Here is a 26498-nt window from a genome sequence, read left to right on the forward strand (position 1 = left end):
ATCATTTAAATTTGGCTCACTATAGCTTCATTTAACTTAGCTTTTATAAAGGTGTCTTAAGCAATTTTGCTTATTTTTAAGTAGGTGTAATGTAGTTTCAGTAGCCAATATTTCCTCACTTAACTGTTGTTTAACAACAAAGCGATACCATAAAAGCCAGCTCTGCCAAATTAAATGCCAATCATCATTTGCTATCGCTGGAATAGCTCTAAACTGCCTATACCCTTGTAGCGTTGCTAAAAATAACTGCTCTGAGAAATAACCACGAGTGATACCGGCACAATTACAGGCAAGCCCTACTAACTCAATGCCTGGATGAATAAGGCCTGCACTTTCCCAATCTATTAGGTGTAATCTATTGTGAGCTTGCCAAACAATGTTGGTAGCATGAATGTCTCGATGACTAACTAACCAGGACTCGGCGGCTAAGCTGGCATTGCATTGATTAATAATGTCTCGCAGCCAATTTGGGCAAGGAGTAGTCTTTGGCCAATTTATAGCCGGAAATGGCAAGGCATTTTCTGTCGTTAAATTTAATAAGTGAATACGAGCTAATACCCCGCCAAGGATATGCGCTTGCCTAATTGAGATAATAGAGCTTATATTTCCTTCATAAAAAGGGCGAATTATTCCATACCCTTTTTTTAGGGTTAAAATAGGTGAGCTATTTACAGGACATAAAGCGCGATAAGTTAGGTTCAATTCGTCAGCTATAAGGCTGGTTATTTTTTCTGTTGCTAATAATTGCTGGTAAGTTACCTGACCTAACCAAGTTCGACTAGAAAATGCTTTACAAACCCATTGACTACCATCTGCTAACTTAATTAAGTCAAGATGATGTTGTAAACCACCTTGTAATGCAGCAATGGTAATTATTTCTTGATTAAAAAAATTACAAGCCCAATGCTCAGTCCGCATTCATAAGTTGCTCAATATAACGCCGGCAGGTTAAAGGCTTGTTTAAAAAATTAATATCTTGTTTCGTACCGCCTGTCCCAATAATAGTAATTGAGCCATAATTAAAGATACTGCCTAACAATGATTGGCTAATATTAATGCTTTCAATTTTATTTAAAGGAATATCGACTGTTTGCCTTACTAAGACCCCTTTGCGCAGCAGCACTTGCTTTTTTTTAATGACTAATGAGGAAAAGTGATAATGCACCCAGGTAATTAATAACCAGATTACACCGATAATGACAATGACTAAAGCAACTTCTTTGAGTTGTTCTACTTGTATACCTAAAAACAAGCCAATTGCTGTTAAAAGGCCAGGCCAGAGAAAAAGAAGCCAATGAAGTTTTGCAATATATACGACGTTATCACCCGCCATGTTCGCCATCAGTAACCTCACTCATGAATAAGTCAATCATTATCGTTTAGATAGTTAAATGTATTAAAACCATCAATATCTTAAAAGAATTAAAAAAAATCTTAAACTTTCCTTCGAGTGACATTATGCTAAAATTTGAAAATTAAATACACTAATCATTTTATCCTTTTCTAAATTAAGGTAATTATGCGTCCTATTAATCGTTGCTTAAATAAGCAATTAGTTACTCTTTGCCAACAAGTTATGCAGTTAGATAGCCTTAATTCTAAATTAGCTCAGTTTATTCCCGCTCATTTACAACCTCATTGCTATGCAGGTAGTTTTAATAAGGGATGTCTTCTCCTTATCACTGACGATGCTGTGTGGGCTACTGAGATTCGCTATATTATACCTGAGTTACGGGATTACTTACGGAAAGAAGCCGGCCTTTATCAATTAATCAATATTAATGTACATGTCACACAATCTCAGGATGTGAAAAACACTAGAAAACCTTTAAAAGGTCAACCTATTTCTCCTAAAACGCGTCATACCATTCGAAATATAGGTGATCTATGTCACTATAGTCCGTTAAAAGAAGCGTTATATCGCTTAGCAGATGAGCCTTAGGCTTGTTTATTTAAACCTTAGATTGTTTAAGACTTTTTATTACAGTCACCTATAACTACTACGCTTCAACAGGAATAGTGCTAAATCCAAAAGCGGGCTGATAAATTTCAGCATCAAAATAAGTATATTCCCATGCATCTTGCCGAACCATTAACTCTCGCAATAAGCGATTATTTAATTCGTGCCCTGATTTATAGCCTTCAAAAGCACCAATTAAACCACAGCCAAGCAAGTATAAATCACCAATAGCATCTAATACTTTATGCGCTACAAACTCACTCTCAAAACGTAAACCGTCTTCATTTAAGATGCGATAATTATCTACGACAATAGCATTATCTAAACTACCGCCTTTTGCTAAATCACATTCACGTAATTTTTCATAATCTGAAAGAAATCCAAATGTTCTAGCGCGGCAAACTTCTTTTACATAAGACGTGGTAGAAAAATCAAAATTTGCCATTTGTGGTCTATCATTGAATACGGGATGATCGAAATCAATGGTAAACGAGATCTTATACCCATTATATGGCAAAAATTGCACATGCTTACCTTTGTCTTCTACACGAATGGGTTTTAAAATGCGGATAAACCGCTTAGCAGCACTTTGTTCCCGAATTCCCGCGGCCTGTATTAAAAATACAAAGGGCGCAGCACTTCCATCCATAATAGGAATCTCAGGGCCATTAATATCGATGTAGGCATTATCAATGCCTAAGCCTGCTAAGGCTGAGAGTAAATGCTCAACTGTAGCAACACGAACATTATTATAATGTAGTGACGTGCAAAGCATGGTATCGCTAACATTATCGTAACAGGCTGGGATTTCAACAACGGGATTTAAATCAACACGTCTAAAAACAATACCCGTATTAATTGGGGCAGGTCTTATTTTAAGCTCGGCAGTTTCACCTGAATGTAAACCAACGCCTGTCAGTTGAACCATTTTCTTAGGAGTTCTTTGTTTCATCATTCGGTGATCACCTTATTGATAACCTATTTTTAGGCAACAGACAGTTCCAGAATAGCAAAAATTTATTGGCTAGTCTAATTTCTTGATTGTTAAGAAGCAGCTTGACACTACTTCTTATTCATCAACCCGTTCCTCTTGTCGACGCAAGAAAGCTGGAATATCCAAATAATCGACATCTGGAACAGAGGATTCAGCAGGCTTCTTCGCAACGGGAGCCGCAACTGAGGCTTGTTTGCGCATGACAGCAGGCCTATCTAATTGATGGTAATCAAGCGAACCATCCAAACGCATTGAGTCTGTTATTCTTGCTTTAGAAGTACCTCCTTGTGCTCTTACGCGCTCACTTCCACCTAAGCCTGTAACAATGACTGTTACCCGCATCTCATCCGTCATGTCAGGATCAATCACAGTGCCTACTACAACTGTAGCGTCATCAGAAATAAATTCTTTAACGACATCACCTACTTCTTCAAACTCACCAATTGACATATTTAATCCAGCAGTAATATTGACCAATATGCCTTTTGCACCAGAAAAATTGACATCTTCTAACAGCGGCGAAGCAATTGCTGCTTCAGCAGCTTGGCGGGCGCGTTGTTCGCCTGTAGCGCTACCTGTGCCCATCATGGCCATACCCATTTCAGACATTACCGTTCTTACGTCAGCAAAGTCAACGTTAATTAAACCAGGTCTAGTGATTAGATCGGCAATCCCTTTCACAGCGCCAAGTAACACATTATTCGCTGCTTTAAATGCATTTAAAAGTGTAATATTTTTACCTAAAACACTTAACAGTTTATTATTAGGAATGGTAATTAAAGAATCAACATGCTCTGCTAAGCGCCGGATACCTTCATCTGCCGCTAAGGCACGTTGCTTGCCTTCAAATGAGAAAGGCTTGGTTACTACAGCGACTGTAAGGATATTTAATTCTTTAGCTACTTCAGCAAATACAGGTGCCGCGCCAGTACCTGTGCCTCCGCCCATACCTGCTGTAATAAATACCATGTCTGCGCCTTCAAGAACTTCCCGAATTCTTTCTTTATCCTCTTCCGCAGCTTCACGACCAATTTTAGGATTAGCGCCTGCGCCTAATCCTTTCGTTAATTCTTCACCCAATTGAATATGGATTTTAGCACTTGAATTTTTTAAAGCTTGTGCGTCAGTATTTGCACAAATAAATTCTACACCTTCAATATTTTCACTTACCATGTGCTCAAGAGCGTTACCGCCACCGCCGCCAACGCCTACTACTTTGATAATGGCACTGTTCTCCTGGCATTGCGTCAATTCAAACATTACTGCCTCTCCTCTAAATTCTGTCGATTCGTTAAACCTAATTCGCTAATTTTAGTCAGCATCTATCTTGTAATTTGATATCTAACTTGCGTTAACTAGGTTAGAAATTACCTTGAAACCATTCCCTCATTCGCGACCAAACGCTTTTGCTTGTATCATTTAAAATAGGTGCACTATATCCACCTTCATACTGCTGCTTATAACCATGTAATAACAGACCAACGCCAGTCGCAAGAGCAGGATTAGCTGTCGCTTCAGCTAAACCAGACACATGGTGTGCACAACCATGGCGGACAGGCATTTCAAATGTCATCTCTGCTAGCTCAATGCCTCCTTGTACACTTGCGCCACCCCCAGTCATCACCATACCTGCTGCAATTCTGTCCTCAAAACCACTACGTCGTAATTCATTTCTTACTAAATAAAATAATTCTTCATAACGAGCAGAAACAACATCCGCAAGCGCTTTAGCAGATATTTTACGCCCTGGCCGTTCGTTTACGCTCATTACCTCTATCATGTTATTATCACTTGCTAATTCCGGCATTGCACAAGCATGCCTCACTTTAATGGCTTCTGCAGCCTTTGTGGGGGTACGCAAAGCCATGGCAATATCATTGGTGACCTGATCACCTGCTATTGGAATAACCGCTGTATGTTGGATAGCGCCCGCTGCAAAAACAGCAATATCGGTCGTACCGCCACCAATATCAATTAGGCAAACACCAAGTTCCTTTTCATCATCAGTTAATACGGCATGACTTGAGGCCAGTTGCTCAAGAATAATATCGCTTACCTCTAAGCCACAACGACGCACACATTTTGCAATATTTTGCGCAGCACTCACAGCCCCAGTTACAATATGTACTCTTGCTTCTAAACGCACACCAGCCATGCCAGCTGGTTCACGTATACTGCCTTGGTTATCAATGATAAATTCTTGCGGCAGAATATGTAAAATTTTCTGATCAGCAGGAATAACAACCGCTTTTGCCGCTTCAATAACACGCTCTACGTCTGCCGGCGAAACCTCATGATCACGTATGGCAACAATCCCATGTGAATTGAGGCTACGTATATGACTTCCTGCAATACCCGCATAAACAGTACGTACCTCACAACCTGCCATAAGTTCAGCTTCTTGTACAGCCCGTTGAATTGAATTAACTGTTGCTTCAATATCAACAACAACGCCTCGCTTTAATCCTCGGGAGGGATGACGACCTATACCGATAATTTCAATAGCGCCATCTTGCGTCACTTCACCTATTAGAGCAACAACTTTTGAGGTACCTATATCCAAGCCGGTGATGATATTTCTTTCTGATTTTTTAGCCATTATCTTCCCGTTATTTTTTCCATTGCACCGCCATGCCACGCGGATAACGTAAATCAACGCTTGCCATTTGTTCTGGCTTATCTGATAAAACGCCTGCAAAAACGGCAGGATATGCCTTACAGAATCGATTTATTCTCATTTCAAGATCGCGTTTACCCAATCGCAACTGAATCCCATTAGAAAGTGTGAGGTCCCAAGCACCATTTTCACGCCATTCTAAAGCTGTTGCATATAAATCATAGTTATTTAATATCTTACTCATTTTTTTAAAAACTTGTAAGACTTGTTGATACTGATTCGCAGGTCCTTTTAATTGCGGCAATAATGGGTCAACTAGTTCAGTTCCGCCATCAAATATTTCGCCCTCGTCAGTAAGCATTGCATTATTCCAAATTGCAATGGGTTTTTTTTCTATTAATTTAATTTTTAAAGTATCTGGCCAAACCCGCTCTATTTGAACATGCTTAATCCAAGCTAAAGAGGAAAAGGCAGCATGTAGGCGATTAACTGATAATGAAAAAAAACTAGCGTCACCAAATTCTTCTAAAATAGATTCTAATTGCTTATGAGAAATATGATTATAAGCAGCTGCTATTTTAACTGTATTAATGGGAAAACGTTCTGCGTCAGCAATAAATAAATAAATTAATCGAGCAGCAAGGCAAAGTGCACAAAGAACTAAAAAAGTCAGCAAACTTGCATAGCGTAATTGGCCTTTATGCGCACTCATCTCTCTCTTGCCTATTTAATGATATGTATAAAATAATTAATTATATTAAACGAAAAACCACCTAATTATTGATAGCTTGTTACTAAGTTTTTTCGGCAATTTTGATGCACCAACGCTAGATTAATTAATTGATCTAAAAGTGCTGGGTATTCTAATCCACTTGCCTGCCATAACTTAGGATACATGCTAATTGAGGTAAATCCGGGTAACGTATTTATTTCATTGAAATAAATTTTACCTGATTCTTCATTTACAAAAAAATCAATTCGCGCCATGCCCTTACACTTTAAATGAATAAAAATATCAGCAGCTATTTTTTGTAATTGACTTAGCAAATCAGATGTTAAATTCGCTGGTATAAACAATTCTGTTTGGTGACTTTCTAAATATTTAGCAGTGTAAGAATAAAACCCATCTGGGTGATTAACTTTTATTTCACCTGCAATACTTACGTGAGGCGTACTATTTGGCTTTAAATTCTCAAGGGCCGCAAGTTCAATTTCACGTCCGTTAATATATTCCTCCACAAGGATGGTGTCATCATAACGAAATGCATCCTCTATTGCTAAGTACAAAGCGTCTAAATTAGTTACTTTATGAGTACCAACACTTGAGCCTAGAGAACATGGTTTAACAAATAAGGGCCAGCCCAACTCACTACTAACTTGCTGGCAGAATTGCTGCCTTTCAGCATGATTACTATGCCAAGATAAAACCCGGTATTGAGCACAATGGATATCACCATTTACACAGACTAAGCGTCTAGCCATGTCTTTATCCATACCAATTGCTGAAGATAAAACATCGCAACCAACATAGGCAACACCAGCTAATTTTAATAGCCCTTGTAAACAACCATCTTCATACAATGGCCCATGCACAACTGGAAAAACAACGTCAACATCAATGGCTGGATAACCATTTAAAAGAAAATTAGCAAGCGGTTTAGAGCGGGGAGTTACAACCGGTAAACGCTCTTTAAAGGCTAATAAGTCAGTATATTCATTTAAATAAAAACGACCTTCTTTATCCATGCCTATTGGAATAATATTATATTTAGTACTATCAAGTTCAGATAAAACAGATGCTGCAGAAATTAAAGAGATTTCATGCTCGCCTGACTTACCTCCGTATAAGAGGGCTAGGTTAATAAGTTTAGACATTAATGGTCTCCAATGATATGTACTTCACGGATAAGTTCGATTGAGGTTTGCTGGCTGACAGTATCGCGAACCAAAATAATTAGCGCCTCAATATCCTTTGCTGACGCCTGCCCTTCTTGATTAATAATGAAATTTGCATGCTTAGTAGAGACAGTGGCGCCTCCTAGTTGCTTGCCTTTAAGTCCACACGACTCAATAAGAATAGCTGCATAATTGGCAGGAGGGTTTCTAAAGACTGAACCACAATTATATTCATTTGTTGGCTGCGTATTAGCTCGGTGTGCTAACAATTCTTTAATCATTTGCAAGGATTTTTCTTTTTCTCCTTTAACAAGCTTACACGTTGCCGCCACAAACCATTCATCTTCGGCTAAACCGTCAACATGACGATACGCAATGGTAAATTCTTCTGGCTTACGAATACGTCGAATACCTTGGCGATTAATTGTTTCTACCTCAGCAATAAATTGCCAAGTTTCACTGCCAAAACAACCAGCATTCATACGTAAAGCCCCGCCCATGGTGCCTGGTATACCCGCCCAAAATTCACCACCTGAGAGTGAATTACGAGCGCAGAACCTAGCCATGGTTGCACAAGAAACGCCCGCTTCAACACGTATATAATTTTCATTCAAAATAGCTATTTCTTTTAAACACCCTTGAGTTAGGATAACTGTTCCGGCAAAACCGCCATCTCTAATTAGTGAATTACTGCCTAATCCTAACCATAAAATAGGCTCTCCCGGGGGAAGTTGCTTAAGAAATGATGCTAAATCATCAATATTAACTGGTTTATATAGCTGTCGTGCCTTGCCTCCTACACGCCACGTCGTATATGAAGCTAATGATTCATTAAACAGCAACTGGCCTTGATAACCCCTGTTATCTATTGAATTTAAATTATTATTCATGCTGTTTCTCGTAAAGTTTGCAATAGACTTACTGCTAATTGCCCTACATTACCTGCACCTTGCATTAAAATAACATCATTATCTGTCACTAATTCATCTAACGTCTGGCTAAGATTTTTCTCATTAACTAACTGCGCATTTGGACATTTTATGCGTATTTTTGCCAGCAGTGCTTGGCTAGATACCTCAGGAATTGCTGGTTCGCCAGCTGAATAAATATCCATTAATAATAATTGATCTGCTAAACCTAATGCATTAACAAATTGCTCAAACAGAGCCTGCGTTCGGCTATAACGATGGGGTTGGAAAACATGAATTAAGCGTTTATCAGGCCAAACTTGGCGAAATGCTTTAAGTGTTGAGATAATTTCTTTTGGGTGATGCCCGTAATCATCTACAATAATTGCCTTACCTTTTTCAAATTTTCTCTCTCCAAGTATTTGAAAACGGCGGCCGACCCCTTGAAATTTTGCCAAACCTTGGATGATTGAGTTGTCATCCACACCTAACTCAGTTGCTATTGTAATTGCAGCTAAAGCATTTAAAACATTATGCTGACCTGGCCAATGAAATTTAATGGTTAATGGTTGATGCGGGCTTGGCCTTTGTACTGTAAATTCACTTAATAGCCCATTTTGAGTCCAACTCACGGCGCGATAATGCGCTTCTTCACGAAAACCATAGGTCAATGTTGGTCGCTCGATTGCTGGCATGATACGCCTTACTTCTTCATCTTCAAGACATACCACAGCAAGCCCATAAAAAGGTAGGTGATGTAGAAACTCAATAAAAGTATTACGTAAATTATCAAAATTATTATTGTAAGTTCCCATATGATCAGCATCAATGTTAGTAACCACAGCCATCATAGGCTTTAAGTAAAGAAAAGATGCATCACTTTCATCGGCTTCTGCAACTAAATACGCCGACTTACCTAACTGTGCATTTGTACCAGAACTATTTAATTTACCACCAATAATAAAACTGGGATCATAGCCGCCTTCCGCTAGCAAGCTACTGACTAAGCTTGTTGTGGTTGTTTTTCCGTGCGTACCAGCAATCGCAATACCATGACGGAATCGCATTAATTCAGCAAGCATGACAGCGCGAGGAATAACAGGAATAAATTGCTCATGCGCTGCAATAATCTCTGGGTTATCAGTTAAAATTGCTGTAGAACGCACAACAACATCAGCGCCAACAATATTCTCGGCTCGATGACCTATGAAAACAGTAATCCCGAGCGCTTGCAAATGTTGCACAGCACGATTTTCACTGATATCAGAACCCGTAATTCGATAACCATCATTATGTAGAACTTCAGCAATGCCACACATACCGGCACCACCAATTCCTACAAAATGAATTTGTTCTACACGCCCCATCCTTGGCGGAAGAAAATGTCCTAAACTTTCCACAACATTCCCCTTTTATAAAGTCGGCGATCGCAATCCAAGTGATTGCCAACGATTCTCGTGATCAATGCGTAATAATAAAGCAATAACCACACAATTGACCACCACACTAGCACCACCATAACTTAACATTGGCAATGTTAAACCCTTTGTTGGTAGTAGCCCAGAATTTACGCCCATATTAATAGCTGCTTGTAACCCTAGCCAAAAGGTCAAACCATAAGCAGTAAAAGCAGAAAAGAAACGATCTTGGCTGTAGGCTGTGTAACCGATTGATAAGCCTCGCAGCACCAGTATACTATACAAAGCAAGAACTAATAGAACACCTAAAAGTCCTAATTCTTCCGCTAAAACTGCGAAGAGAAAATCTGTATGCGCTTCAGGTAAATAAAATAATTTTTGTACGCTATCACCTAATCCTACCCCAAGCCAACCTCCGCGTCCAAAAGCGATTAAAGATTGGGTTAATTGATACCCACTATTAAATTGATCAGCCCACGGATCAAGAAAAGCGGTTAAGCGAGCAACGCGATAGGGCGAAGAGACAGCGAGAATAGCTAAGCAACAGACGACACCTATAAGCAGACCTACATAATAACGTAATTTCACGCCTGCTAAAAATAGCATAGCCATCACTGTTCCAGCAATAACCACGGTCGCACCAAAATCCGGCTCCATTAAAAGTAACACAGCGATTAAGCTTAAAATAATCATAGGCTTAACGAAGCCAAAAATCGATTTTTCAATTGTTTTTTGCTGGCGAACTAAATAACCGGCAATGTAAAAAATCATAATTAATTTCGTTAATTCTGAAACTTGAATACCAATAGGGCCTAATGACAACCATCTGCGGCTGCCATTTACCGTATGACCAATGCCCGGGAGTAGAACGGCCATGAGCATAAGAAAACAAATTAAAAGCAGAGGCATGCTACTTTTTTCCCAAACACTACTGTCTATGCGCATTACAATTAAAGCAAGGAAAAGGCCAACAAAAAGATAGATAAATTGACGAATCAAAAAGTGAAAAGGATTATGATAATATTTTGTCGAAATCATCACAGAACTTGACGCAACCATCATCAGTCCAATAATAATTAATCCAAGTACAGCGCTCATTAACCATTTATCATACAAAGCCAACGGCTTATTTGTTGGTTTACCTCGTTGCGTATAATGACGTGGTTGCATAGTCACAAGTTACCTACTAGGTTCATAAATACTTCTCCACGATGATTAAAATCGCGAAACATATCTTGACTTGCGCAAGCAGGTGATAATAAGACAATATCGCCAGGTTTGGCTTGTAAAGAAGCTATATCAATGGCTTCTTCTAAGCTTGTAGCATGTAATGAAGAAACGCTGCCTTTAATCGCTTGTTCAATTTTATGCGCATCTGCTCCAATCAAAATAACTGCGCGAACAAACTGATTAAGCGCTGGTTTAAGCTCACTGAAATCCGCACCTTTCCCTAAGCCTCCTGCAATCAGAACTATTTTTCCTTGCATGGCACCGCCAATTCCTAAAACGGCGGAAATAGTTGCCCCTATGTTAGTGCCTTTTGAATCATTAATCCAATCAACCCCATTTAACGTTCTAACCCATTGGCAACGATGAGTAAGCCCTGAGAAAGATTTTAAAATGGCTACCATAGCGTCTATTTTTATACCTGCTGTCGATGCCAGTGCACAGGCCGCTAACGCATTCTGCCAATTATGCTTACCTTTTAAGCGCAGCAAATCAACAGCAAGAATAGGTTTATTACCTTGTGCTAAAAAATAAGTGCTATCTTTTTGTATAATACCCCAATTTTCTGCTTCTGGAGCATCTAAACCATAGCTAATTAACTTAGCATCCCTTGCAGCTTCAAGAGGATAAGTTTGCTTATCATCACGGTTATAAATATTTACTTTCGAGCGTAAATAGATACGTTGTTTAGCGGCAATATAAGCGTTAAGGGTAAAATGCCTATCTAGATGATCAGGGGAAATATTTAAAATAGTAGCCGCAACTGGCGCTAATGAGAAAAGTAAATCTAATTGAAAACTAGATAATTCTAACACCCATAAATCATATTGTTCATCATTATCCAATAAATCAAGAACCGGCAACCCAATATTGCCAGCTACGGCAACTTTTAGCCCTGCAGCGCGAGCCATTTCGCCAACCAAGGTCGTTACCGTAGATTTACCATTTGTCCCAGTAATTGCAATAACAGGCGCGCTAACTTCTCTAGCAAAGCATTCTATATCGCCAATAATAGGAATACCTAAACGTCGAGCTTCCATAAAAACAGGTATATCTAAGGCGACACCGGGGCTTGCAATAATTTCTTTTAATTGCGGGTAAACACTGGCAGGCAAATCTTCCAAAAAGACCTCAACCCCAGGAAAATGATGAATAAATTCATCTAAATTACCTACTTCCTTACGAGTATCATAAAAAATAAATGGTAATTGGCGTCTTTGCAAATAACTAGCAATTGAATGGCCTGTCTTGCCTAAACCTACGACTAAATAAATGGACTGACTCATGATTCACCTAACGTAATTTTAAAGTCGCTAAACCACATAAGACAAAAACAACAGTCATAATCCAAAAGCGCACAATCACTTTAGGCTCTGTCCAGCCTTTAAGTTCAAAGTGATGATGTAAGGGCGCCATACGAAATAATCGCTTACCACCTGTATATTTAAAATAACCAACTTGCAAAATCACAGATATGGTTTCAATTACAAATAAACCGCCCATAATCAATAAAACCAATTCTTGCCTGACCATAATCGCTGTCATTCCTAAAGCAGCACCTAAGGCGAGCGAGCCAACATCACCCATAAAAACTTGCGCAGGATAAGTATTATACCAAAGGAAACCTAAACCGGCGCCTACCATTGCTGAGCAAAAAATGGTTAATTCACCAATATTAGGTAAATAAGGAATACTTAAATAATGCGCATAAACAGCATTACTACTAGCATAAGCAAACACACCTAAGGCACCCGCCACCATAACAATAGGAACAATGGCTAAACCATCTAAGCCATCGGTTAAATTAACAGCATTACTGCTGCCAACAATTACAAAATAAGCTAATACAGGAAAAAATGGGCCGAGCGTGACTAACCAATTTTTAAAAAAAGGAATACTTAGCTCTGTTTGCAAAGGCATGCTGGGGCTAAAATATAGGAATAAAATCGCAATGATTGCAATAACTGATTGCCATAAATATTTCCACCGGCCAGGCAATCCTTTACTATTTTTACGCACTACTTTGCGATAATCATCAATCCATCCTACAACCCCAAACCCTAACGTCATTAATAATACTAGCCAAAGCGCAGGCTGCCGTAGATCGCCCCAAAAGAGACAACTTACGGTAATGGCCACCAAGATAAGCACACCGCCCATAGTCGGTGTACCCGCTTTAGATAAATGAGTTTGTGGGCCATCATGACGTACCACCTGCCCCAGTTGTAAATTTCTAAGCCATTTAATCATCACAGGGCCACAAAAAAGCCCTACTAATAACGCAGTTAAAGCAGCTAAAATAGACCGAAAAGTTAAATACTGAAAAACTCGAAACGCATGATACTGTCCTTGTATTAACTGCGTTAACCAATAAAGCATATTTTTTCCTCTTGTAGAATTTAAAGTATTAGTTCAGAGCACGTGTCTTTTTCGTATAAAAATTGGCAAGCATATCACATGCCTAAATTGTTAGCGCACTAATTCATGCACAATTTTTTCCATACCGGCTGAACGAGAGCCCTTTACTAGTACTGTTGTGGTTTTATCAAGCCAAGGAAGTAAATCTTTTGTTAGTTCTTCTTGAGTTGTATAGTGACGAGCTTTACTACCAAATGCTTTACTGGAAAAAACACTATGTTTACCACAAGTCATTAATAAATCTATTCCTTTTTGTTGGGCGGTATAGCCAATTTCTTCATGATGTTGCTCGGTCCAGGCGCCTAATTCGCCCAAATCACCTAAAACTAAAATACGACGTCCTGGCCGTTTAGCTAATACATCAATCGCAGTTAAAACAGAGCGTAAATTTGCATTATAGGTATCGTCAATAACTACCGCCTCATTCTTACCGTTTAAATAAGTAAGCCGTCCCGATACCCCTTGAAAACGCGCTAATCCTTCTGCTATTTCTTTTAAAGAAATGCCAACAGCATAACAACTAGATGCAGCAGCTAAGGCATTGCGTACCATATGCTCACCTGGCACTTGTAAAGTAATTGCCTGCTCGCCTCGTGGGGTTACCAAAGTAAATGAGGCAAATCCCGTATCATTAAATGACACATCTCGCGCGTAAACATCTGCTTTATTTGTTAATGAAAAACGAATAATACGCTTACCTACCAATAACTCATCCCAAAAATGAGCATAATCATCATCATCATTGATAATGGCCGTACCACCAGCGGTAAGCCCTGCATGGATTTCACCTTTAGCTCGCGCCACGCCATCAATTGATTCAAACCCTTCAATATGGGCCGGTGCGATATTATTAATTAAGGTAACTTGTGGCTCTACGATGGCTACGGTGTGTGCGATTTCACCTGGATGATTAGCACCTAATTCAAACACCGCATAACGATGCTCAGGCTTTAACTGCAACACACTTAAGGGGACGCCAATATGGTTGTTTAAATTGCCAGGGGTTGCGTGTGCGGGTTTAGGTAAAATAGAGGCAATCATCTCTTTTACCGATGTCTTGCCATTGCTACCTGTTAACGCGATAATCGGGCAAGTTATGGTGTTGCGATGCAATTTAGCCATCATAGTTAGCGCTTGCAGCGTATTAGCCACCACAAATTGGGGCATAGTACTACTAACTTTTTCTTCACATAACACAGCAATTGCGCCTTTAGCCTGTGCGTCAGCAATAAAGTGATGCCCATCAAATTTTTCGCCACGTAAGGCAATAAATAAATACCCAGGTAAAATTTTTCGGCTGTCAATGGAAACGCCTGTTATTGAGATAGGCTCGTTATATTGACATCCCAATTGTTGCATTATATTTGTAATATTCATCATAGTTTCAAGGAAGGAATTAAATTAAGTGTGGTAATATTCACCTTACACACCAACGTTAGCAAAATGCAATATAAATTCTTTAAACTGATTCATATGCCTTAACTTCTAAATTAGAGCTCTCTGTAATACCTAACAGCTGATGATAATGCGCAAGGCTTTTCTCAGTTAATGGCCTTTTGTAATCATCAAGCAATAAGGTGCCTAGTTCTTCGCTTAATTGTTTTGCTGTATCAAGCATAATATTAAATCTTTCTTTATCAATGGTAGAATTGCCTGAGGAATGCATAAATAAACATAACCCCCTTACTGAAAAACCACCAATATTTTGTAAATCAAACATTCCTGTTGGCGTTGCTGCTGCTAAGCTGCATAAAATTGGCCCCTGCCCATTAGAATATTGATGCCGATGAAACAAATGCCCTTCTCCAAACCTTAAGCCTGCTGCAAGTACTGTTTGCAACAATTCATAACCCGCAAGTTGGCGATTTTCTTTAGCCAGTAAAAACATCATGACTGACGGACCTGCTTCAGCAGAAGCTGCTAACTCTGCTTCCAAAGGCTCATCCTCAAGTACTGGCTTTTTACTTGTTTCCTCATTGGCACTAATTTTTTCATCAGTTAAGTCAGACTCTTCATTCAATAAATTAGAACTCACTTTACGCACAGCAATAATGTCATCAAATGATTTATTTTCTACTTTTCCCAAAGGCGGCTGGTAAGTCGCTAAATTATTCGTTTGTCGCTTTGATTTCATCAAACGCGCTATTGCAATGACAACGCCAATAAGTAATATTATATTGAGTATTAAACTTAAGTTTGCCTGCATATTGACTCCTCAATCATCCGTTGGGTTAATCACTAACCTTTTTTAACGCATTAAAATCAAAAGAAATTTCTTAAGCCTCAGTTATTGCTAAGGCATCTTCAACGTCAACTGTAACAATGCGGGATACACCAGGCTCACGCATTGTTACACCAATTAAATGATTCGCTAATTCCATCGTTACTTTGTTATGCGTGATAAATAAAAATTGCACTACTTGTGACATTTCTTTTACCAAATCACAAAAACGACTCACATTTACATCGTCCAAAGGTGCATCTACTTCATCTAACATGCAGAAAGGTGAAGGGTTTAGCTGAAAAATTGCAAATATCAAAGCAACGGCTGTCATTGCTTTTTCCCCACCAGAGAGCAAATGAATGGTATTATTACGCTTACCTGGCGGCTGAGCCATCACTAAAACACCCGCGTCTAACAAATTATCACCAGTTAACTCTAAATTAGCCCGCCCTCCACCAAATAGACGTGGAAAAAGTGATTGAAATGTCGCATTGATTTCATCAAAGGTCTGCTTAAAACGAGCCCTTGTTTCCTTATCTAATTTTTCAATCGCAGCCTCTAACATGGCTAAAGCATTAGTTAAATCCTCATATTGCCCATCTAAATAGCTTTTTCTTTGGGATTCATTTTCATATTCTTCAATGGCTGCAAGATTAATTGCACCTAGAGTATTTATTTTTTCAACAATTTCTTCAATGCGCTGTTCACGCTCTAAGATGGTTATCCCAGGTGCGATTTTACTAAGTAGTGTTTGCGCTTGAAAACCTTGTTCATTTAATATCTCTAATAGATTACCGATTTGCACTCGAAATGTCTGTAGTTGTAGCTGTAGTTGTTGAATTTTTTCTTGTAAAATTTTAATTTGCTTATCTTCTGCTTTAATTTTGGCTTCTTGTACATCACATTCTTTCTTTAAAACACTTAAGTTTTCCCGCATCATGATTAGATGCTGCTCAAGCTCTTTCTGGTTTGTTAATTTCTTTATTAAATTTTCTTCTAAAGCTGCATTAGGAACTGTAATGACTACTAATTGCTCGTCAATCTCTTTAAGGCGCTTATCTAAAGTACGTAATTTAAGTTCATCACTGAGAATAGTTGCTGCTGTTTGTTTCTGTATTAATTGCTTACGCTCTTTTTCTAATTCTAATTGATGCACTAAAGAGCGCGCTTCATCAAGCTCAATTTGAGCTGCATAAAACGCTGTGTCAAAGTGATGTTTATCGCTAGAAGATTGCTCTTGCTCTTGTTTAAATTGTTGTTTTAGTGATAAAGCCGCCGCAAGGGCTTGCTCCATGATAAAGTGTTGTTCGGCTAGATTAATTAAGTCGCTTTCTAATTGCTCACACTCAGCAAAAACATCCTCTTTTTTAAGAGAGAGTTGACTTAGCGACACCAACATCGCTTCTTCTTGTGCTTTAGCAGCCCGTTCTTCTTCCTGAATACTAGTTAACACATCTCTAGAACGAATAGCCTTATCTTCATACTCTTTTAAATTGACATAAAGCTCATCACGTTTTTGCTGCAACATTATTAGCGCTTCCTGAGCTTGTTTAAGCGCTTTTTCTAATTGACTTAACTCTTCATGCTTACTTATTAAACTAAACGAATCTTCCCGAGCCTTTCCTGCAATCCTTACCCACCCTTTAGCAATCCAACAACCATCGGGTGTAATTATGGATTCATCGTCATTAATATAAGGCAGCCACATGCAAGCCTCTGCCAGGGTCGCCGCCGTAAATATGTGATACAAGTTAGGTAGGAAATAAGGAATTTTACCAGTCATTTTTTCTGCTAAGCATGGATAGGACTTTTTCTTGGAAGAAGATATATCAGAGACTGCAAAACACTGGGGCATATCAAAAGATTGCAAACTAGCGCTTAAAACACTATCGACTGATTCTATAACAGTCGCATGTAGGTAGTCTTTTAAAACCATTTCGCAAGCATATTGCCATTCTTTGTCGACTACTAGCACTTCTAAAAGCCGTGGCTGCATTGTTGTGGAGGCAGGGTAATGTACTTCTAGCGCTGCTGTTAACATGGCTATTAGGGCAGCATGTGCGGTAGTTAATTGTTGCACTTCATCCTGCGCTTTATGTAAATTTGTTTCTGTTTGGGTTAACAATTGCCGTGCTTCATTTAAGTTTAAAAATAACGCTTGATACTCGTTTTCTTGCTGCTCTTTTTTACTTTCTAAAGCAGTTAAATTAGCCACTTGTTGCGATAAATCAATCACTGCCATGTCTTCGTCAAGGGCTATGAGGAGTCCTCTAGCTTTTTCAAGCCGCAATTGCAAGTCTTGCTGCTGACGATTTATATGTTGTTTGTGTACAAGTTGTACTTGTACTTCCTGCTCTGCTTGCGCTAATTTCTGCTGTATTTGAGCAAATTTTGTTTGCCAAAGTGACTTTTCTTGTTGCACCGTTTGATAAGCTTGCTGCTTTAGTAGCGCTTGGTTTTGAGATTTTGCTAAATCAGCCTGAATTTTGCTGACCGTGGACTCATAGTCTCTTAGTAATTCATTATCCTGTTTTAGTTGATTCTCTAGTTCCCACTGCTGGATTTGAATTTGCTGTTTTTCATCTAATAATCGTTGCTTTTCTTGATGTTGCCGTTGAATCTGTTCCTCTAGGCGGGCAATTTCGGCGGTTAATTGATAAAACTGCTCTTGCAATACTTGCAACGTATCTTGGGCTTGTTCCATATGGATGCGGGTCGATGTATTTTGACTAGAGGCCTCGGCGAGACTTGCTTGATGTTGCTCATACTCTAGTAATAAATGATTGAGATGCTGCTCTAATTGCAGCTGCTCTTGATTTAGATGTTGCCATCTAAGTGCCAAGATCTCTGCTTTATAGCTATGCTCTAAACTCTTAAGCTCTTGATAATGTATTGCTGCTTTTGCTTGCTTTTCCAGTCGCTGTAGCTGTTTGGAGAGTTCCTCTCTAATATCAGTTACCCGCACTAAGTTGTCGCGCGCATGATTAATACGCACCACAGTCTCACGCCTTCTTTCTTTATATTTAGAAATCCCTGCTGCTTCCTCTAAATAAGCGCGTAATTCCTCTGGCTGCGCTTCAACTAATTTAGAGACCGTCCCCTGGCCAATAATGGCATAACCACGGGCTCCTGCGCCTGTTCCTAAAAAAAGATCAGTAATATCACGTCGCCTACACCGGGTTCCATTTAAAAAATAAAAAGAATCGCCATCGCGGGTAACCAAACGTTTAATAGCAATTTCTTGATAATGACTATACTGCCCACCCAAACGACCCATTGAGTTATCAAACATTAACTCCACTGAGGCTTGCCCTACTGCTTTGCGGCTAGTTGAACCATTAAAAATAACATCAGTTAAGGATTCGCCACGTAAGTTTTTAGCAGAACTTTCTCCTAGTACCCATTTTACTGCATCAATGATATTTGATTTACCACAACCATTAGGCCCAACGACTGCAACTAATTGGCTAGGAAAAGAAATGGCCGTCGAATCAACAAATGATTTAAATCCAGTTAATTTTAATTGTTTTAAATGCATTAGACATGGAGTAAAAAAAGATTAGGAAATTGTACATTAAGCCTCTTAAGAGGAGAAGCCTAATTCGACGCAAGGCCAGAGGAGCCTTTAGGCCACTAAACAAGCCTTAGCTCATAAAATGCCTATTATTTATACGAAATATAGATTAAAAAAACTAGCTTTTTATAAAAATAAATGACTATTTTTTGTATCAAAATGACATTAGTTAACGAGAATTTGTCACCTACTTTAACTTAATTTGCATCTAAAAAAATAAGTCATGATCTTACCAATTAATTTAAATTATCCTAAATTTTGCTTATTTATTTTATCTAATAATTTTTCAATAAAATCGGTACTTTGCTGGTAGTCGCTAGCAAGATTATTATAGGCTTTTTCCAAGGCGTTATAATCTTTATTAGCTACGCTGCGCGTAGCACTTTGGGAGTGATTTAAATTAATTAGCTTGCGTTGCAATTCCTTTATTTCATTTTTAAGTTTAAATCGTTCTTGCCGTAACTGCCAAAAACGGTGTACTACGAATTGATAATATTTCTTAGCCAAGAAAAGAATGAGTAAGTTATTAACAATAAGCGGAAAAGCCCAAACAGGCCACACTTTAAAAAAGAAATAAAACCCCTTGCCTGAATGAATGACCGGCATACCTTGCTCATGAAATCCGCCCAAAAAATGATCAAGCAAATACTGTTCCCAAAAATAAAAACCACTGGCTAAAAGCATAACTACTACAATTAAAAGTAAATACCCTGTAATTTTATTACTTATTACTTTACGCAATTCTTTTTATCCCGGTGTGAGAAGTTACTTGCCAATGTACCTTAAAACGCGTGAGAATAAAAAGTATTCGTATTGCTTAGGAGATAGGATGACCAACGATACTGAATTAAGTCAACTAATGCAGTCTGTTGCTGAAAAAAGCATGCAACTAATCGCAAGCTTGCAAAATCAACCACCAAGGCTTCCGCTATGGATTAATCGGTTTATTGATCTTACCAGCGATTTTCAAGCGCTCGTTGCCACCATATTTAAAAACCCGGAAAAAATATGGCAAGCACAAATTGCTTATTGGCAAGATGCAGTAGGCCTTGCACAAGAGCAATTTTCATATTGGCTGGAAGGCAAGCCTATGCCAATTGAAGATAAACGATTTAGCAGTGATGAATGGGTTAATAATCCTTTCTTTAATTTATTAAGCCAGCAATATTTATTGGCAAGCGAGCACTTCAATGCTCTTCTTGAGCACCTTGATTATGGTGATAAACAATTAGCAAAACGGGTACAATTTTTTAGCAGGCAGTACTTAGATGCTATATCGCCAGCCAATTTTATTCATACAAATCCGCAATTAATGGCAGAAACATTGCAAAGTCACGGTAAAAACTTATTACGCGGTTTACAGAATTTGCTAACTGATTTGGAATCCGGTTCCTCGCGTTTAATTATTAAAATGACAGACACAGATGCTTTTAAAATCGGTAAAAATATAGCAACAACGCCAGGTAAGGTGATTTTTCGTAATGAAATGATGGAATTAATTCAATATACGCCCAGTACGGAAAAAACGTATACCGTTCCATTAATGATGATTCCACCCTGGATTAACAAATATTACATTCTTGACTTAAGTGAGCATAATTCGCTAATAGGCTGGCTAGTTAAACAAGGTATTACAGTATTTGTTATTTCTTGGGTTAATCCTGATGCAACTTATGCTGATAAAGGAATTTATAGCTATTTAAACGGCGGCCCAATGACGGCCATTGAAGTGATTAAGCAACAATTAAATGTAAAACGGGTTAATACGCTTGGTTTTTGTATAGGCGGTACCCTACTCGCGTGCTTACTTGCTTATTATAAGGCACATAATAAAAATTCTATACGTAGTGCAACATTTCTAGCTTCCATGATTGATTTTAGCGATCCAGGCGATATTTCGGTTTTTATTGATGAACACCAAATCAGGCATCTAGAAGAACAGATGAAATTGAAAGGTTATCTAGATGGCCGATTCATGGCTAACACGTTTAACTCACTACGAGCAAACGATTTAGTATGGTCATTCTTTATAAAAAACTATCTACAAGGTAAAGATCCGGTGCCTTTTGACATCCTTTATTGGAATGCCGATGCAACCAATATGCCGGCTAAAATGCATTCTCAATACTTACGTTGGATGTACTTGCATAATAATTTAATCAAACCTGGAAAAATTAAATTAAACCATACACCGCTAGATGTTAGACAAATTGATCTACCAACCTTTTTTATTTCGACTAAGAAAGATCATATTGCTCCTTGGAAAACCACTTATATTGGCTTTCAAGCGGTAAAAGGGGAAAAGCATTTTTTATTAGGAGGCTCAGGACATATTGCTGGTATCATTAACCCACCTAGTACCGGAAAATACAATTATTATTGGAATCCTAGTACTAATCAATCTGCTGAGGAATGGCTAAACCAGGCCGTTGAACACCCGGGCTCCTGGTGGCCCGTTTGGCTTAAGTGGCTAAAAAAGAAATCTGGCACTAAAAAACCTGTTCCTGCAATTAATAAGCTTCCCTTTAAACCGTTAATGGACGCGCCAGGTACGTATGTTTTTCAAACAACATCACGGCCAGATGTTGAGAAAGAAAAAAAATCTACTAGCAAGTAGCTTAAGAAATCTAAAAGCTCATACCTTAAGTATGAGCTGCAATTGAATCATCGAGGTTGAGCTATTACATTTATTGAATACCAAACCAACCGCCTGTATCGCCGCCAGCCCAACAAGAAGCATTTTGACAAGAGGCAATTTTATGATTGCATAAATCTTTAAAATACTGCTCAGCACTAATTTCTTTATTTAGATACCCATCAGGCTCGCACATTCGGCTATTATTGTTATAGCTACCTTTGACTCGAATTTGTCCCATAACCGAAATTGATGGTGAAACAGCGTAAACCCCGGGTTGGTGAGAATAACAGGCAAGATAGCATCCGGGTGAGCCAGTATAGCTATTATCAGTCGGAAGTAAAACTGCTTGTGCGCCAGGATAAGGGTGGTTAACAACACCGGCATTCGGTATAACATAGACAGGAAAAGGGGATGGCAATAAGTCTTTATCAGGATTAATTGGATTAATAATAGGGGGAGTTGTTGGCGTTTCCTGCCCACTATAAGCCAAGAAAGACCCGGCTAATAAACAACATAACGTGCTTACTATTAACTTTTTCATAACAATTTCCTTTAATAGTTTGCTATTTTTAGTATAGCCACATCCCTACGTACTGCGGGCAAGCCGCGGTACGTAGTATTTTAATTTTTTGAGGCTCTCCCAGGCATAAACTTGGGTACTTAGACGTCCAGAGCTTCTACATGAAGTATGGCTTAGAATTTTGGTTTGTTTTAAAACCAATTACTCTAATTTTTGTTATAATGCCAATTTTTACTTTAAACTGCCTATGCTCGATTCTAATCTAATTACTCAGCAAACCAAAAACTGGATTCTATCTTTTATTATTCCTTTACAAATTTGTCCGTTTGCTAGCTATGTTATTGACAATCAAACGATACAATTTAATGTGAGTAACGCATTAACTTTAGAGGATGCTTTAGCTGATTTAAATCGTGAAATAGATTATTTAAATCATCACCAAGCTATCGAAACCTCGTTGGTTATTTTTCCTAATTTATTTGCAGAATTTTTTACATATTTAGACTTTATTGATCTTGCTGAAGAACAAATCATAGCAGCTAATTATGAAGGAATTTATCAATTCGCTACCTTTCACCCTAATTACTGTTTTGCTGATGCTACAGGCCCAGAAGATGTTGCTAATTATACAAATCGTTCTCCTCACCCCATGGTACATATTTTACGTGAGGATAGTGTAGAAAAAGCCATTGCTTTTTATGGTAATACCGAACAGATACCAGCGAATAATATTGCCCTTTTACATAGTTTAGGTTTAGAAAAAATAAAAGCTCTTCTTTCTAAAGTAATGTGAGCCTAGCCTTTTTCTATTCCTTCCAAACCTCATTTATTCGCTGATCGCGGCCACAACGATAGCGATAAAATTTATAGCGTAAGGGATTATTTTTATAATAATTTTGGTGATATTCTTCGGCAGCATAGAATTGGGTTGAAGGAATAATTTCTGTATAAATAATGGGAAATTTTTTTTGTAGCCTTTGTTTGCTTGCTAATGCAATATTTTTTTGCTCTTCATTTAAATAAAAAATTGCGGTGCGATAGTGGTGCCCTTGATCGCAAAACTGCGCCTCTTTTACCGTTGGGTCAATATGGTGCCAGAAATAATCAACTAATTGCTGATAAGTTAATTTACGTGGGTCATAAATAATTCTTACCGATTCAGTATAGTTTGTTTTACCAGAAGCTACGCTCGCGTAAGTTGGATTAGGCGTTGTCCCACCATCATACCCAGAAATTGTTTCTAATACGCCATCTAATTTTTCAAAATCAGCTTCCATGCACCAAAAACAACCACCTGCAAAAATAGCTTCGGCTGTTTTAGCAAACAAAGGGTTACTATTAATAATTAATAATAAAAGAACAAGGCGCATTACATTAATTCCTTAAAGATTATTAGCTAACTATAAGGCAAATGAAATAAAAAGAATAACCTTATCTTTGAATTAACGCCTATGAGATTTTTGGCCTAAAAAATAATTATTATCTTTTAGGCCTCATTTGGATTATCTGTCGGTTCTATTGTCTGCTTTTTTTACTTCTTGAACGGCTGAAAGCATAGCTTTTTCAAAAATCTCAAATGATTTTTGCATGTAGTCTAAAGCTTTATGGCCATTAGCAACAGCAAGCCCTATTTGCTTTTCTAAAAACTCTTCAGGCTTTTTAATTTTTGCTAATTCTTCTGGCTTTAAATAGTTAATACTTTGTAGAGTCTTAACATTTAATTCAGTCATAGCTTGTATAGGTTCCTGAGCTTTTTTTGCTAACTCAGTCCATCGTTCAAAATATGCGTGGTTCATAAATCGACTCCTATGTTGCATTGCACAATATTAGATTAGCCTGAAGCAAGGTCGTTGTCAATCATTTGAAACTATTTTTTTTGCAGTGCAACATAATAATCCATCTCCTCAAACTTAGCTCATTTTAAGTGATTGAATTAGATGGAAATTATTTTTGCCTCTGTTTTAACTCTTATTTTTAAATAAAGACTGCCATTGATTAAATAACTCACCAAATTGGTGTTGCCACTGTTGTGCCGCTTGTTGATAATCTTGTAAATATGGATTCTTTTCTGAAGAATTTTCAAAAGAAACAAATAACTGCTCTAAAATTTTCTTATAAGCCTGGCTCATTGGATGACGCGCTAATATTATCAATTGCCTTAGCATATCAGCTGAAAGAAACTGGCTAGTAGTCGTTTCCATCTCAACAAGAATTTGTAATAAGGTTGCACTGGTTATATCATTATTTGTACTACTGTCTTCCACTCGAAAAGCAATTCCATTAACAACATAGCCTTGCAGCTCGTCAACGGTAATATATTGACTTTTTTCAGTATCATATAGACGCCGATTTTTGTATTTTTTTATTAATCTCACTATTTACCCTTAAACAGATTAACTGCTTTAGACTTTAATACATGTGTAATCCACCGTTAATACTTAAATTTGCTCCGGTAATGTAGCGACTTTTTTCATTAATTAAAAATTCTACTGCCCAAGCAACTTCTTCAGGCTCTGCTAAGCGTTTAGCAGGAATTAAATTAATAATGGTATCTAAAATATCAGGCCTAATCCCTTGCATTAATCGTGTATTAACATAGCCCGGTGAAATACTATTTACCGTAATATTGCATGCCATTAATTCTTGCGCCAAGCTTTTAGTAAACCCATAAATGCCCGCTTTTGATGCTGCATAATTAGCTTGTGAAAATTGCCCTTTTTGCGCATTTACTGAGGATATATTAACAATACGGCCACTTTTTTGCTCACGCATAGTTTCTACTACTTGCCGTGTTACATTAAACATACCGTCTAAATTAACCCGAAGGACTTCATCCCATTGTTGTTTAGTCATTTTATGGAAAACGGCATCACGCGTAATCCCAGCATTATTAATTAGTACATCTACTCGGCCAAATTCATTAATAATAGTCTTAATTACTTCTTCACATTCAGCAAAATTAGTTACGTCCATATGTTTAAAATGCAAATGGCTAAAACCCTGTTTATTTAATTCTTCCTGCCAAATTTCTCCTTTATTATCAGCAACGACATCAAGCGCAATGATGGAGCCATATAAAGGAGCTAGTTGTTTAGCAATCGCAGTCCCAATATCACCAGTTCCACCAGTAATTAATATAACTTGTTTATTTTGCATTTTGATAACCTTATACATAGCTTACGTAACTAATGCACAGCATTTATCCTAGATTTAGACCAAAACCGGTCACTACAAAAAATTGCGGCTATTTTTTGTATCGGACTGGTATTAACTAGTTTTACATATATTGGCCGCCATTTATATCTAAATTCGCGCCAGTAATAAAACTTGCTTCTGCTGCCGCAAAAAAGGCCACCGCATTCGCAACTTCACTTGGCTTACCTAAGCGGCCAATGGGAATATTCGCTATAATACTTTTTAAAACGTCGTCTTTCATACTCGTTAACATACTGGTTTCAATATAACCAGGTGAAATCGTGTTAACGGTAATGCCTTTGCTTGCAACTTCTAAAGCTAAGCTCTTACTAAATCCGAAGAGCGCTGCTTTTGTTGCTGCATAATTACACTGACCAAATTGCCCTTTACGCCCATTAATAGAAGAAATATTTATAACCCGACCATAATTTTGTTCAATCATATGCGGGATAATATTACGGGTCATATTAAAAACGCTGGTTAAATTTGCATCCACAACTTGTTGCCATTGCTCAGGCGACATTTTTTTAAGGCTGCAATCAACCGTTATCCCTGCATTGTTAACTAAAACATCAATATGCCCATAGCGTTCAATAACCAGAGCAGTTAATTTTTCACAATCTGAAAATTGACAGATATCACCATAAACAATATCGATATTAAACCCAGCTTCTTGCTGAGCTTTTTGCCATTGCTTAGCCTCATCATGCTTGCCATCTTTAAAGTAACAAGCAATGACTTGATAATCTTTTGCCAATCGTTGACAAATTGCTGAGCCAATACCACCTGTACCGCCTGTAACGACAGCTATCCTTCTGTCCATATTAACAAGACCTCTTACTAGTTTAGTGGATATTAATAAAGCAATTTATTAGAAAAAATTACTCTATGCCCAAATACAATATAGAC

General features: G+C 38.1%; 25 protein-coding genes. 3 read left to right on the top strand and 22 right to left on the bottom strand.

The window, feature by feature from the left end; translation table 11 throughout:
- Positions 1-36 precede the first annotated feature (36 nt).
- Positions 37-918 (bottom strand): phosphotransferase, encoded by an 882-nt coding sequence (locus tag DYE47_RS12745; RefSeq protein WP_115303712.1) that lies wholly within the window; start codon positions 916-918, stop codon positions 37-39.
- On the bottom strand, positions 908-1345 hold the full coding sequence (locus tag DYE47_RS12750; RefSeq protein ID WP_423202374.1) for a PH domain-containing protein: 438 nt from the start codon (positions 1343-1345) through the stop codon (positions 908-910). Before DYE47_RS12750 ends, DYE47_RS12745 begins: the two co-directional genes overlap by 11 nt.
- 174 nt (positions 1346-1519) lie before the next feature.
- Here DYE47_RS12750 and DYE47_RS12755 point away from each other — a divergent pair, with 174 nt between their 5' ends.
- Positions 1520-1942, top strand: coding sequence for a DciA family protein (locus DYE47_RS12755; RefSeq protein WP_115303714.1), 423 nt, complete (start codon positions 1520-1522; stop codon positions 1940-1942).
- A 58-nt stretch (positions 1943-2000) separates the two neighbouring features.
- Here the strand turns inward: DYE47_RS12755 and lpxC are convergent, their stop codons facing one another.
- From lpxC to DYE47_RS12825, 14 genes are all read right to left on the bottom strand, one after another.
- The gene (lpxC, locus tag DYE47_RS12760; RefSeq protein ID WP_115303716.1) at positions 2001-2915 is read right to left on the bottom strand and encodes a UDP-3-O-acyl-N-acetylglucosamine deacetylase; all 915 of its coding nucleotides are present in this window, start codon (positions 2913-2915) and stop codon (positions 2001-2003) included.
- 114 nt (positions 2916-3029) lie between these two features.
- Positions 3030-4214 (bottom strand): cell division protein FtsZ, encoded by a 1185-nt coding sequence (gene ftsZ / locus DYE47_RS12765; RefSeq protein WP_115303718.1) that lies wholly within the window; start codon positions 4212-4214, stop codon positions 3030-3032.
- 100 nt (positions 4215-4314) lie between these two features.
- A complete protein-coding gene (ftsA, locus tag DYE47_RS12770; RefSeq protein ID WP_115303720.1) occupies positions 4315-5553 on the bottom strand; it encodes a cell division protein FtsA in 1239 nt (412 codons plus the stop codon).
- Between the two features lie 10 nt (positions 5554-5563).
- Positions 5564-6283, bottom strand: a complete 720-nt coding sequence (locus DYE47_RS12775; RefSeq protein WP_115303721.1) for a cell division protein FtsQ/DivIB — start codon at positions 6281-6283, stop codon at positions 5564-5566.
- 65 nt (positions 6284-6348) lie between these two features.
- Entirely contained in the window at positions 6349-7446 is a 1098-nt protein-coding gene (locus tag DYE47_RS12780) for a D-alanine--D-alanine ligase family protein (RefSeq protein WP_115303723.1), read from the bottom strand.
- Positions 7446-8357, bottom strand: a complete 912-nt coding sequence (murB, locus tag DYE47_RS12785; RefSeq protein WP_115303726.1) for a UDP-N-acetylmuramate dehydrogenase — start codon at positions 8355-8357, stop codon at positions 7446-7448. The genes DYE47_RS12780 and murB overlap by 1 nt, the downstream gene beginning before the upstream one ends.
- Positions 8354-9742 carry a UDP-N-acetylmuramate--L-alanine ligase gene (gene murC / locus DYE47_RS12790; RefSeq protein WP_115304092.1) on the bottom strand — a complete coding sequence of 463 codons (1389 nt, stop codon included), beginning with the start codon at positions 9740-9742 and terminating at the stop codon, positions 8354-8356. Before murC ends, murB begins: the two co-directional genes overlap by 4 nt.
- A gap of 45 nt (positions 9743-9787) precedes the next feature.
- Positions 9788-10963, bottom strand: a complete 1176-nt coding sequence (gene ftsW / locus DYE47_RS12795) for a putative lipid II flippase FtsW (RefSeq protein WP_115303728.1) — start codon at positions 10961-10963, stop codon at positions 9788-9790.
- A gap of 2 nt (positions 10964-10965) precedes the next feature.
- Positions 10966-12306: a UDP-N-acetylmuramoyl-L-alanine--D-glutamate ligase gene (gene murD / locus DYE47_RS12800; protein ID WP_115303729.1), complete on the bottom strand. Its 1341-nt coding sequence runs from the start codon at positions 12304-12306 to the stop codon at positions 10966-10968.
- 7 nt (positions 12307-12313) lie between these two features.
- Complete coding sequence (gene mraY, locus DYE47_RS12805; RefSeq protein WP_115303732.1) at positions 12314-13399, bottom strand: phospho-N-acetylmuramoyl-pentapeptide-transferase; 1086 nt, start codon at positions 13397-13399, stop codon at positions 12314-12316.
- 90 nt (positions 13400-13489) lie between these two features.
- Entirely contained in the window at positions 13490-14815 is a 1326-nt protein-coding gene (locus DYE47_RS12810) for a UDP-N-acetylmuramoyl-tripeptide--D-alanyl-D-alanine ligase (protein WP_115303733.1), read from the bottom strand.
- A gap of 82 nt (positions 14816-14897) precedes the next feature.
- Positions 14898-15644 (bottom strand): cell division protein ZipA C-terminal FtsZ-binding domain-containing protein, encoded by a 747-nt coding sequence (locus tag DYE47_RS12815; RefSeq protein ID WP_115303734.1) that lies wholly within the window; start codon positions 15642-15644, stop codon positions 14898-14900.
- A 70-nt stretch (positions 15645-15714) separates the two neighbouring features.
- Positions 15715-19200: a chromosome segregation protein SMC gene (smc, locus tag DYE47_RS12820; protein WP_115303735.1), complete on the bottom strand. Its 3486-nt coding sequence runs from the start codon at positions 19198-19200 to the stop codon at positions 15715-15717.
- A gap of 282 nt (positions 19201-19482) precedes the next feature.
- On the bottom strand, positions 19483-19977 hold the full coding sequence (locus DYE47_RS12825; protein WP_131750087.1) for an OmpH family outer membrane protein: 495 nt from the start codon (positions 19975-19977) through the stop codon (positions 19483-19485).
- A gap of 88 nt (positions 19978-20065) precedes the next feature.
- Between DYE47_RS12825 and DYE47_RS12830 the strand changes: the two genes are divergently transcribed.
- Positions 20066-21853: a PHA/PHB synthase family protein gene (locus tag DYE47_RS12830; RefSeq protein ID WP_115303737.1), complete on the top strand. Its 1788-nt coding sequence runs from the start codon at positions 20066-20068 to the stop codon at positions 21851-21853.
- Between the two features lie 70 nt (positions 21854-21923).
- Here DYE47_RS12830 and DYE47_RS12835 read toward each other — a convergent pair whose 3' ends face one another.
- Positions 21924-22415 carry a hypothetical protein gene (locus DYE47_RS12835; RefSeq protein WP_115303738.1) on the bottom strand — a complete coding sequence of 164 codons (492 nt, stop codon included), beginning with the start codon at positions 22413-22415 and terminating at the stop codon, positions 21924-21926.
- A gap of 226 nt (positions 22416-22641) precedes the next feature.
- On the opposite strand from DYE47_RS12835, the gene DYE47_RS12840 reads away from it, so the two are divergent.
- A complete protein-coding gene (locus DYE47_RS12840; protein ID WP_115304093.1) occupies positions 22642-23187 on the top strand; it encodes a DUF1415 domain-containing protein in 546 nt (181 codons plus the stop codon).
- Positions 23188-23200: 13 nt separating this feature from the next.
- On the opposite strand, the gene msrA is transcribed toward DYE47_RS12840, so the two are convergent.
- The 5 genes from msrA to phbB (DYE47_RS12865) all read right to left on the bottom strand — a co-directional run bounded on the left by msrA (position 23201) and on the right by phbB (DYE47_RS12865) (position 26412).
- Entirely contained in the window at positions 23201-23764 is a 564-nt protein-coding gene (gene msrA / locus DYE47_RS12845) for a peptide-methionine (S)-S-oxide reductase MsrA (RefSeq protein ID WP_115303739.1), read from the bottom strand.
- A gap of 132 nt (positions 23765-23896) precedes the next feature.
- The gene (locus DYE47_RS12850) at positions 23897-24190 is read right to left on the bottom strand and encodes a phasin family protein (protein WP_165482057.1); all 294 of its coding nucleotides are present in this window, start codon (positions 24188-24190) and stop codon (positions 23897-23899) included.
- A 165-nt stretch (positions 24191-24355) separates the two neighbouring features.
- Entirely contained in the window at positions 24356-24772 is a 417-nt protein-coding gene (locus tag DYE47_RS12855; protein ID WP_115303741.1) for a polyhydroxyalkanoate synthesis regulator DNA-binding domain-containing protein, read from the bottom strand.
- A 31-nt stretch (positions 24773-24803) separates the two neighbouring features.
- Complete coding sequence (gene phbB / locus DYE47_RS12860) at positions 24804-25550, bottom strand: acetoacetyl-CoA reductase (protein WP_115303742.1); 747 nt, start codon at positions 25548-25550, stop codon at positions 24804-24806.
- A 121-nt stretch (positions 25551-25671) separates the two neighbouring features.
- Complete coding sequence (gene phbB / locus DYE47_RS12865) at positions 25672-26412, bottom strand: acetoacetyl-CoA reductase (RefSeq protein ID WP_115303743.1); 741 nt, start codon at positions 26410-26412, stop codon at positions 25672-25674.
- Between the last annotated feature and the right edge of the window lie 86 nt (positions 26413-26498).

This window comes from Legionella beliardensis (assembly GCF_900452395.1).
GTDB classification, from domain to species: Bacteria; Pseudomonadota; Gammaproteobacteria; order Legionellales; family Legionellaceae; genus Legionella_C; species Legionella_C beliardensis.

Bases quoted from the DNA above. Each gene is read 5' to 3' on its own strand.
- phbB (WP_115303743.1), bottom strand. From the start codon at position 26,412: ATGGACAGAAGGATAGCTGTCGTTACAGGCGGTACAGGTGGTATTGGC.
- murB (WP_115303726.1), bottom strand. From the start codon at position 8,357: ATGAATAATAATTTAAATTCAATAGATAACAGGGGTTATCAAGGCCAG.
- ftsA (WP_115303720.1), bottom strand. From the start codon at position 5,553: ATGGCTAAAAAATCAGAAAGAAATATCATCACCGGCTTGGATATAGGT.
- murD (WP_115303729.1), bottom strand. From the start codon at position 12,306: ATGAGTCAGTCCATTTATTTAGTCGTAGGTTTAGGCAAGACAGGCCAT.
- msrA (WP_115303739.1), bottom strand. From the start codon at position 23,764: ATGCGCCTTGTTCTTTTATTATTAATTATTAATAGTAACCCTTTGTTT.
- smc (WP_115303735.1), bottom strand. From the start codon at position 19,200: ATGCATTTAAAACAATTAAAATTAACTGGATTTAAATCATTTGTTGAT.
- ftsW (WP_115303728.1), bottom strand. From the start codon at position 10,963: ATGCAACCACGTCATTATACGCAACGAGGTAAACCAACAAATAAGCCG.
- DYE47_RS12810 (WP_115303733.1), bottom strand. From the start codon at position 14,815: ATGAATATTACAAATATAATGCAACAATTGGGATGTCAATATAACGAG.
- DYE47_RS12835 (WP_115303738.1), bottom strand. From the start codon at position 22,415: ATGAAAAAGTTAATAGTAAGCACGTTATGTTGTTTATTAGCCGGGTCT.
- DYE47_RS12775 (WP_115303721.1), bottom strand. From the start codon at position 6,283: ATGAGTGCGCATAAAGGCCAATTACGCTATGCAAGTTTGCTGACTTTT.
- DYE47_RS12850 (WP_165482057.1), bottom strand. From the start codon at position 24,190: ATGAACCACGCATATTTTGAACGATGGACTGAGTTAGCAAAAAAAGCT.
- mraY (WP_115303732.1), bottom strand. From the start codon at position 13,399: ATGCTTTATTGGTTAACGCAGTTAATACAAGGACAGTATCATGCGTTT.
- DYE47_RS12745 (WP_115303712.1), bottom strand. From the start codon at position 918: ATGCGGACTGAGCATTGGGCTTGTAATTTTTTTAATCAAGAAATAATT.
- ftsZ (WP_115303718.1), bottom strand. From the start codon at position 4,214: ATGTTTGAATTGACGCAATGCCAGGAGAACAGTGCCATTATCAAAGTA.
- DYE47_RS12780 (WP_115303723.1), bottom strand. From the start codon at position 7,446: ATGTCTAAACTTATTAACCTAGCCCTCTTATACGGAGGTAAGTCAGGC.
- DYE47_RS12840 (WP_115304093.1), top strand. From the start codon at position 22,642: ATGCTCGATTCTAATCTAATTACTCAGCAAACCAAAAACTGGATTCTA.
- lpxC (WP_115303716.1), bottom strand. From the start codon at position 2,915: ATGATGAAACAAAGAACTCCTAAGAAAATGGTTCAACTGACAGGCGTT.
- murC (WP_115304092.1), bottom strand. From the start codon at position 9,742: ATGGGGCGTGTAGAACAAATTCATTTTGTAGGAATTGGTGGTGCCGGT.
- phbB (WP_115303742.1), bottom strand. From the start codon at position 25,550: ATGCAAAATAAACAAGTTATATTAATTACTGGTGGAACTGGTGATATT.
- DYE47_RS12830 (WP_115303737.1), top strand. From the start codon at position 20,066: ATGACCAACGATACTGAATTAAGTCAACTAATGCAGTCTGTTGCTGAA.
- DYE47_RS12815 (WP_115303734.1), bottom strand. From the start codon at position 15,644: ATGCAGGCAAACTTAAGTTTAATACTCAATATAATATTACTTATTGGC.
- DYE47_RS12755 (WP_115303714.1), top strand. From the start codon at position 1,520: ATGCGTCCTATTAATCGTTGCTTAAATAAGCAATTAGTTACTCTTTGC.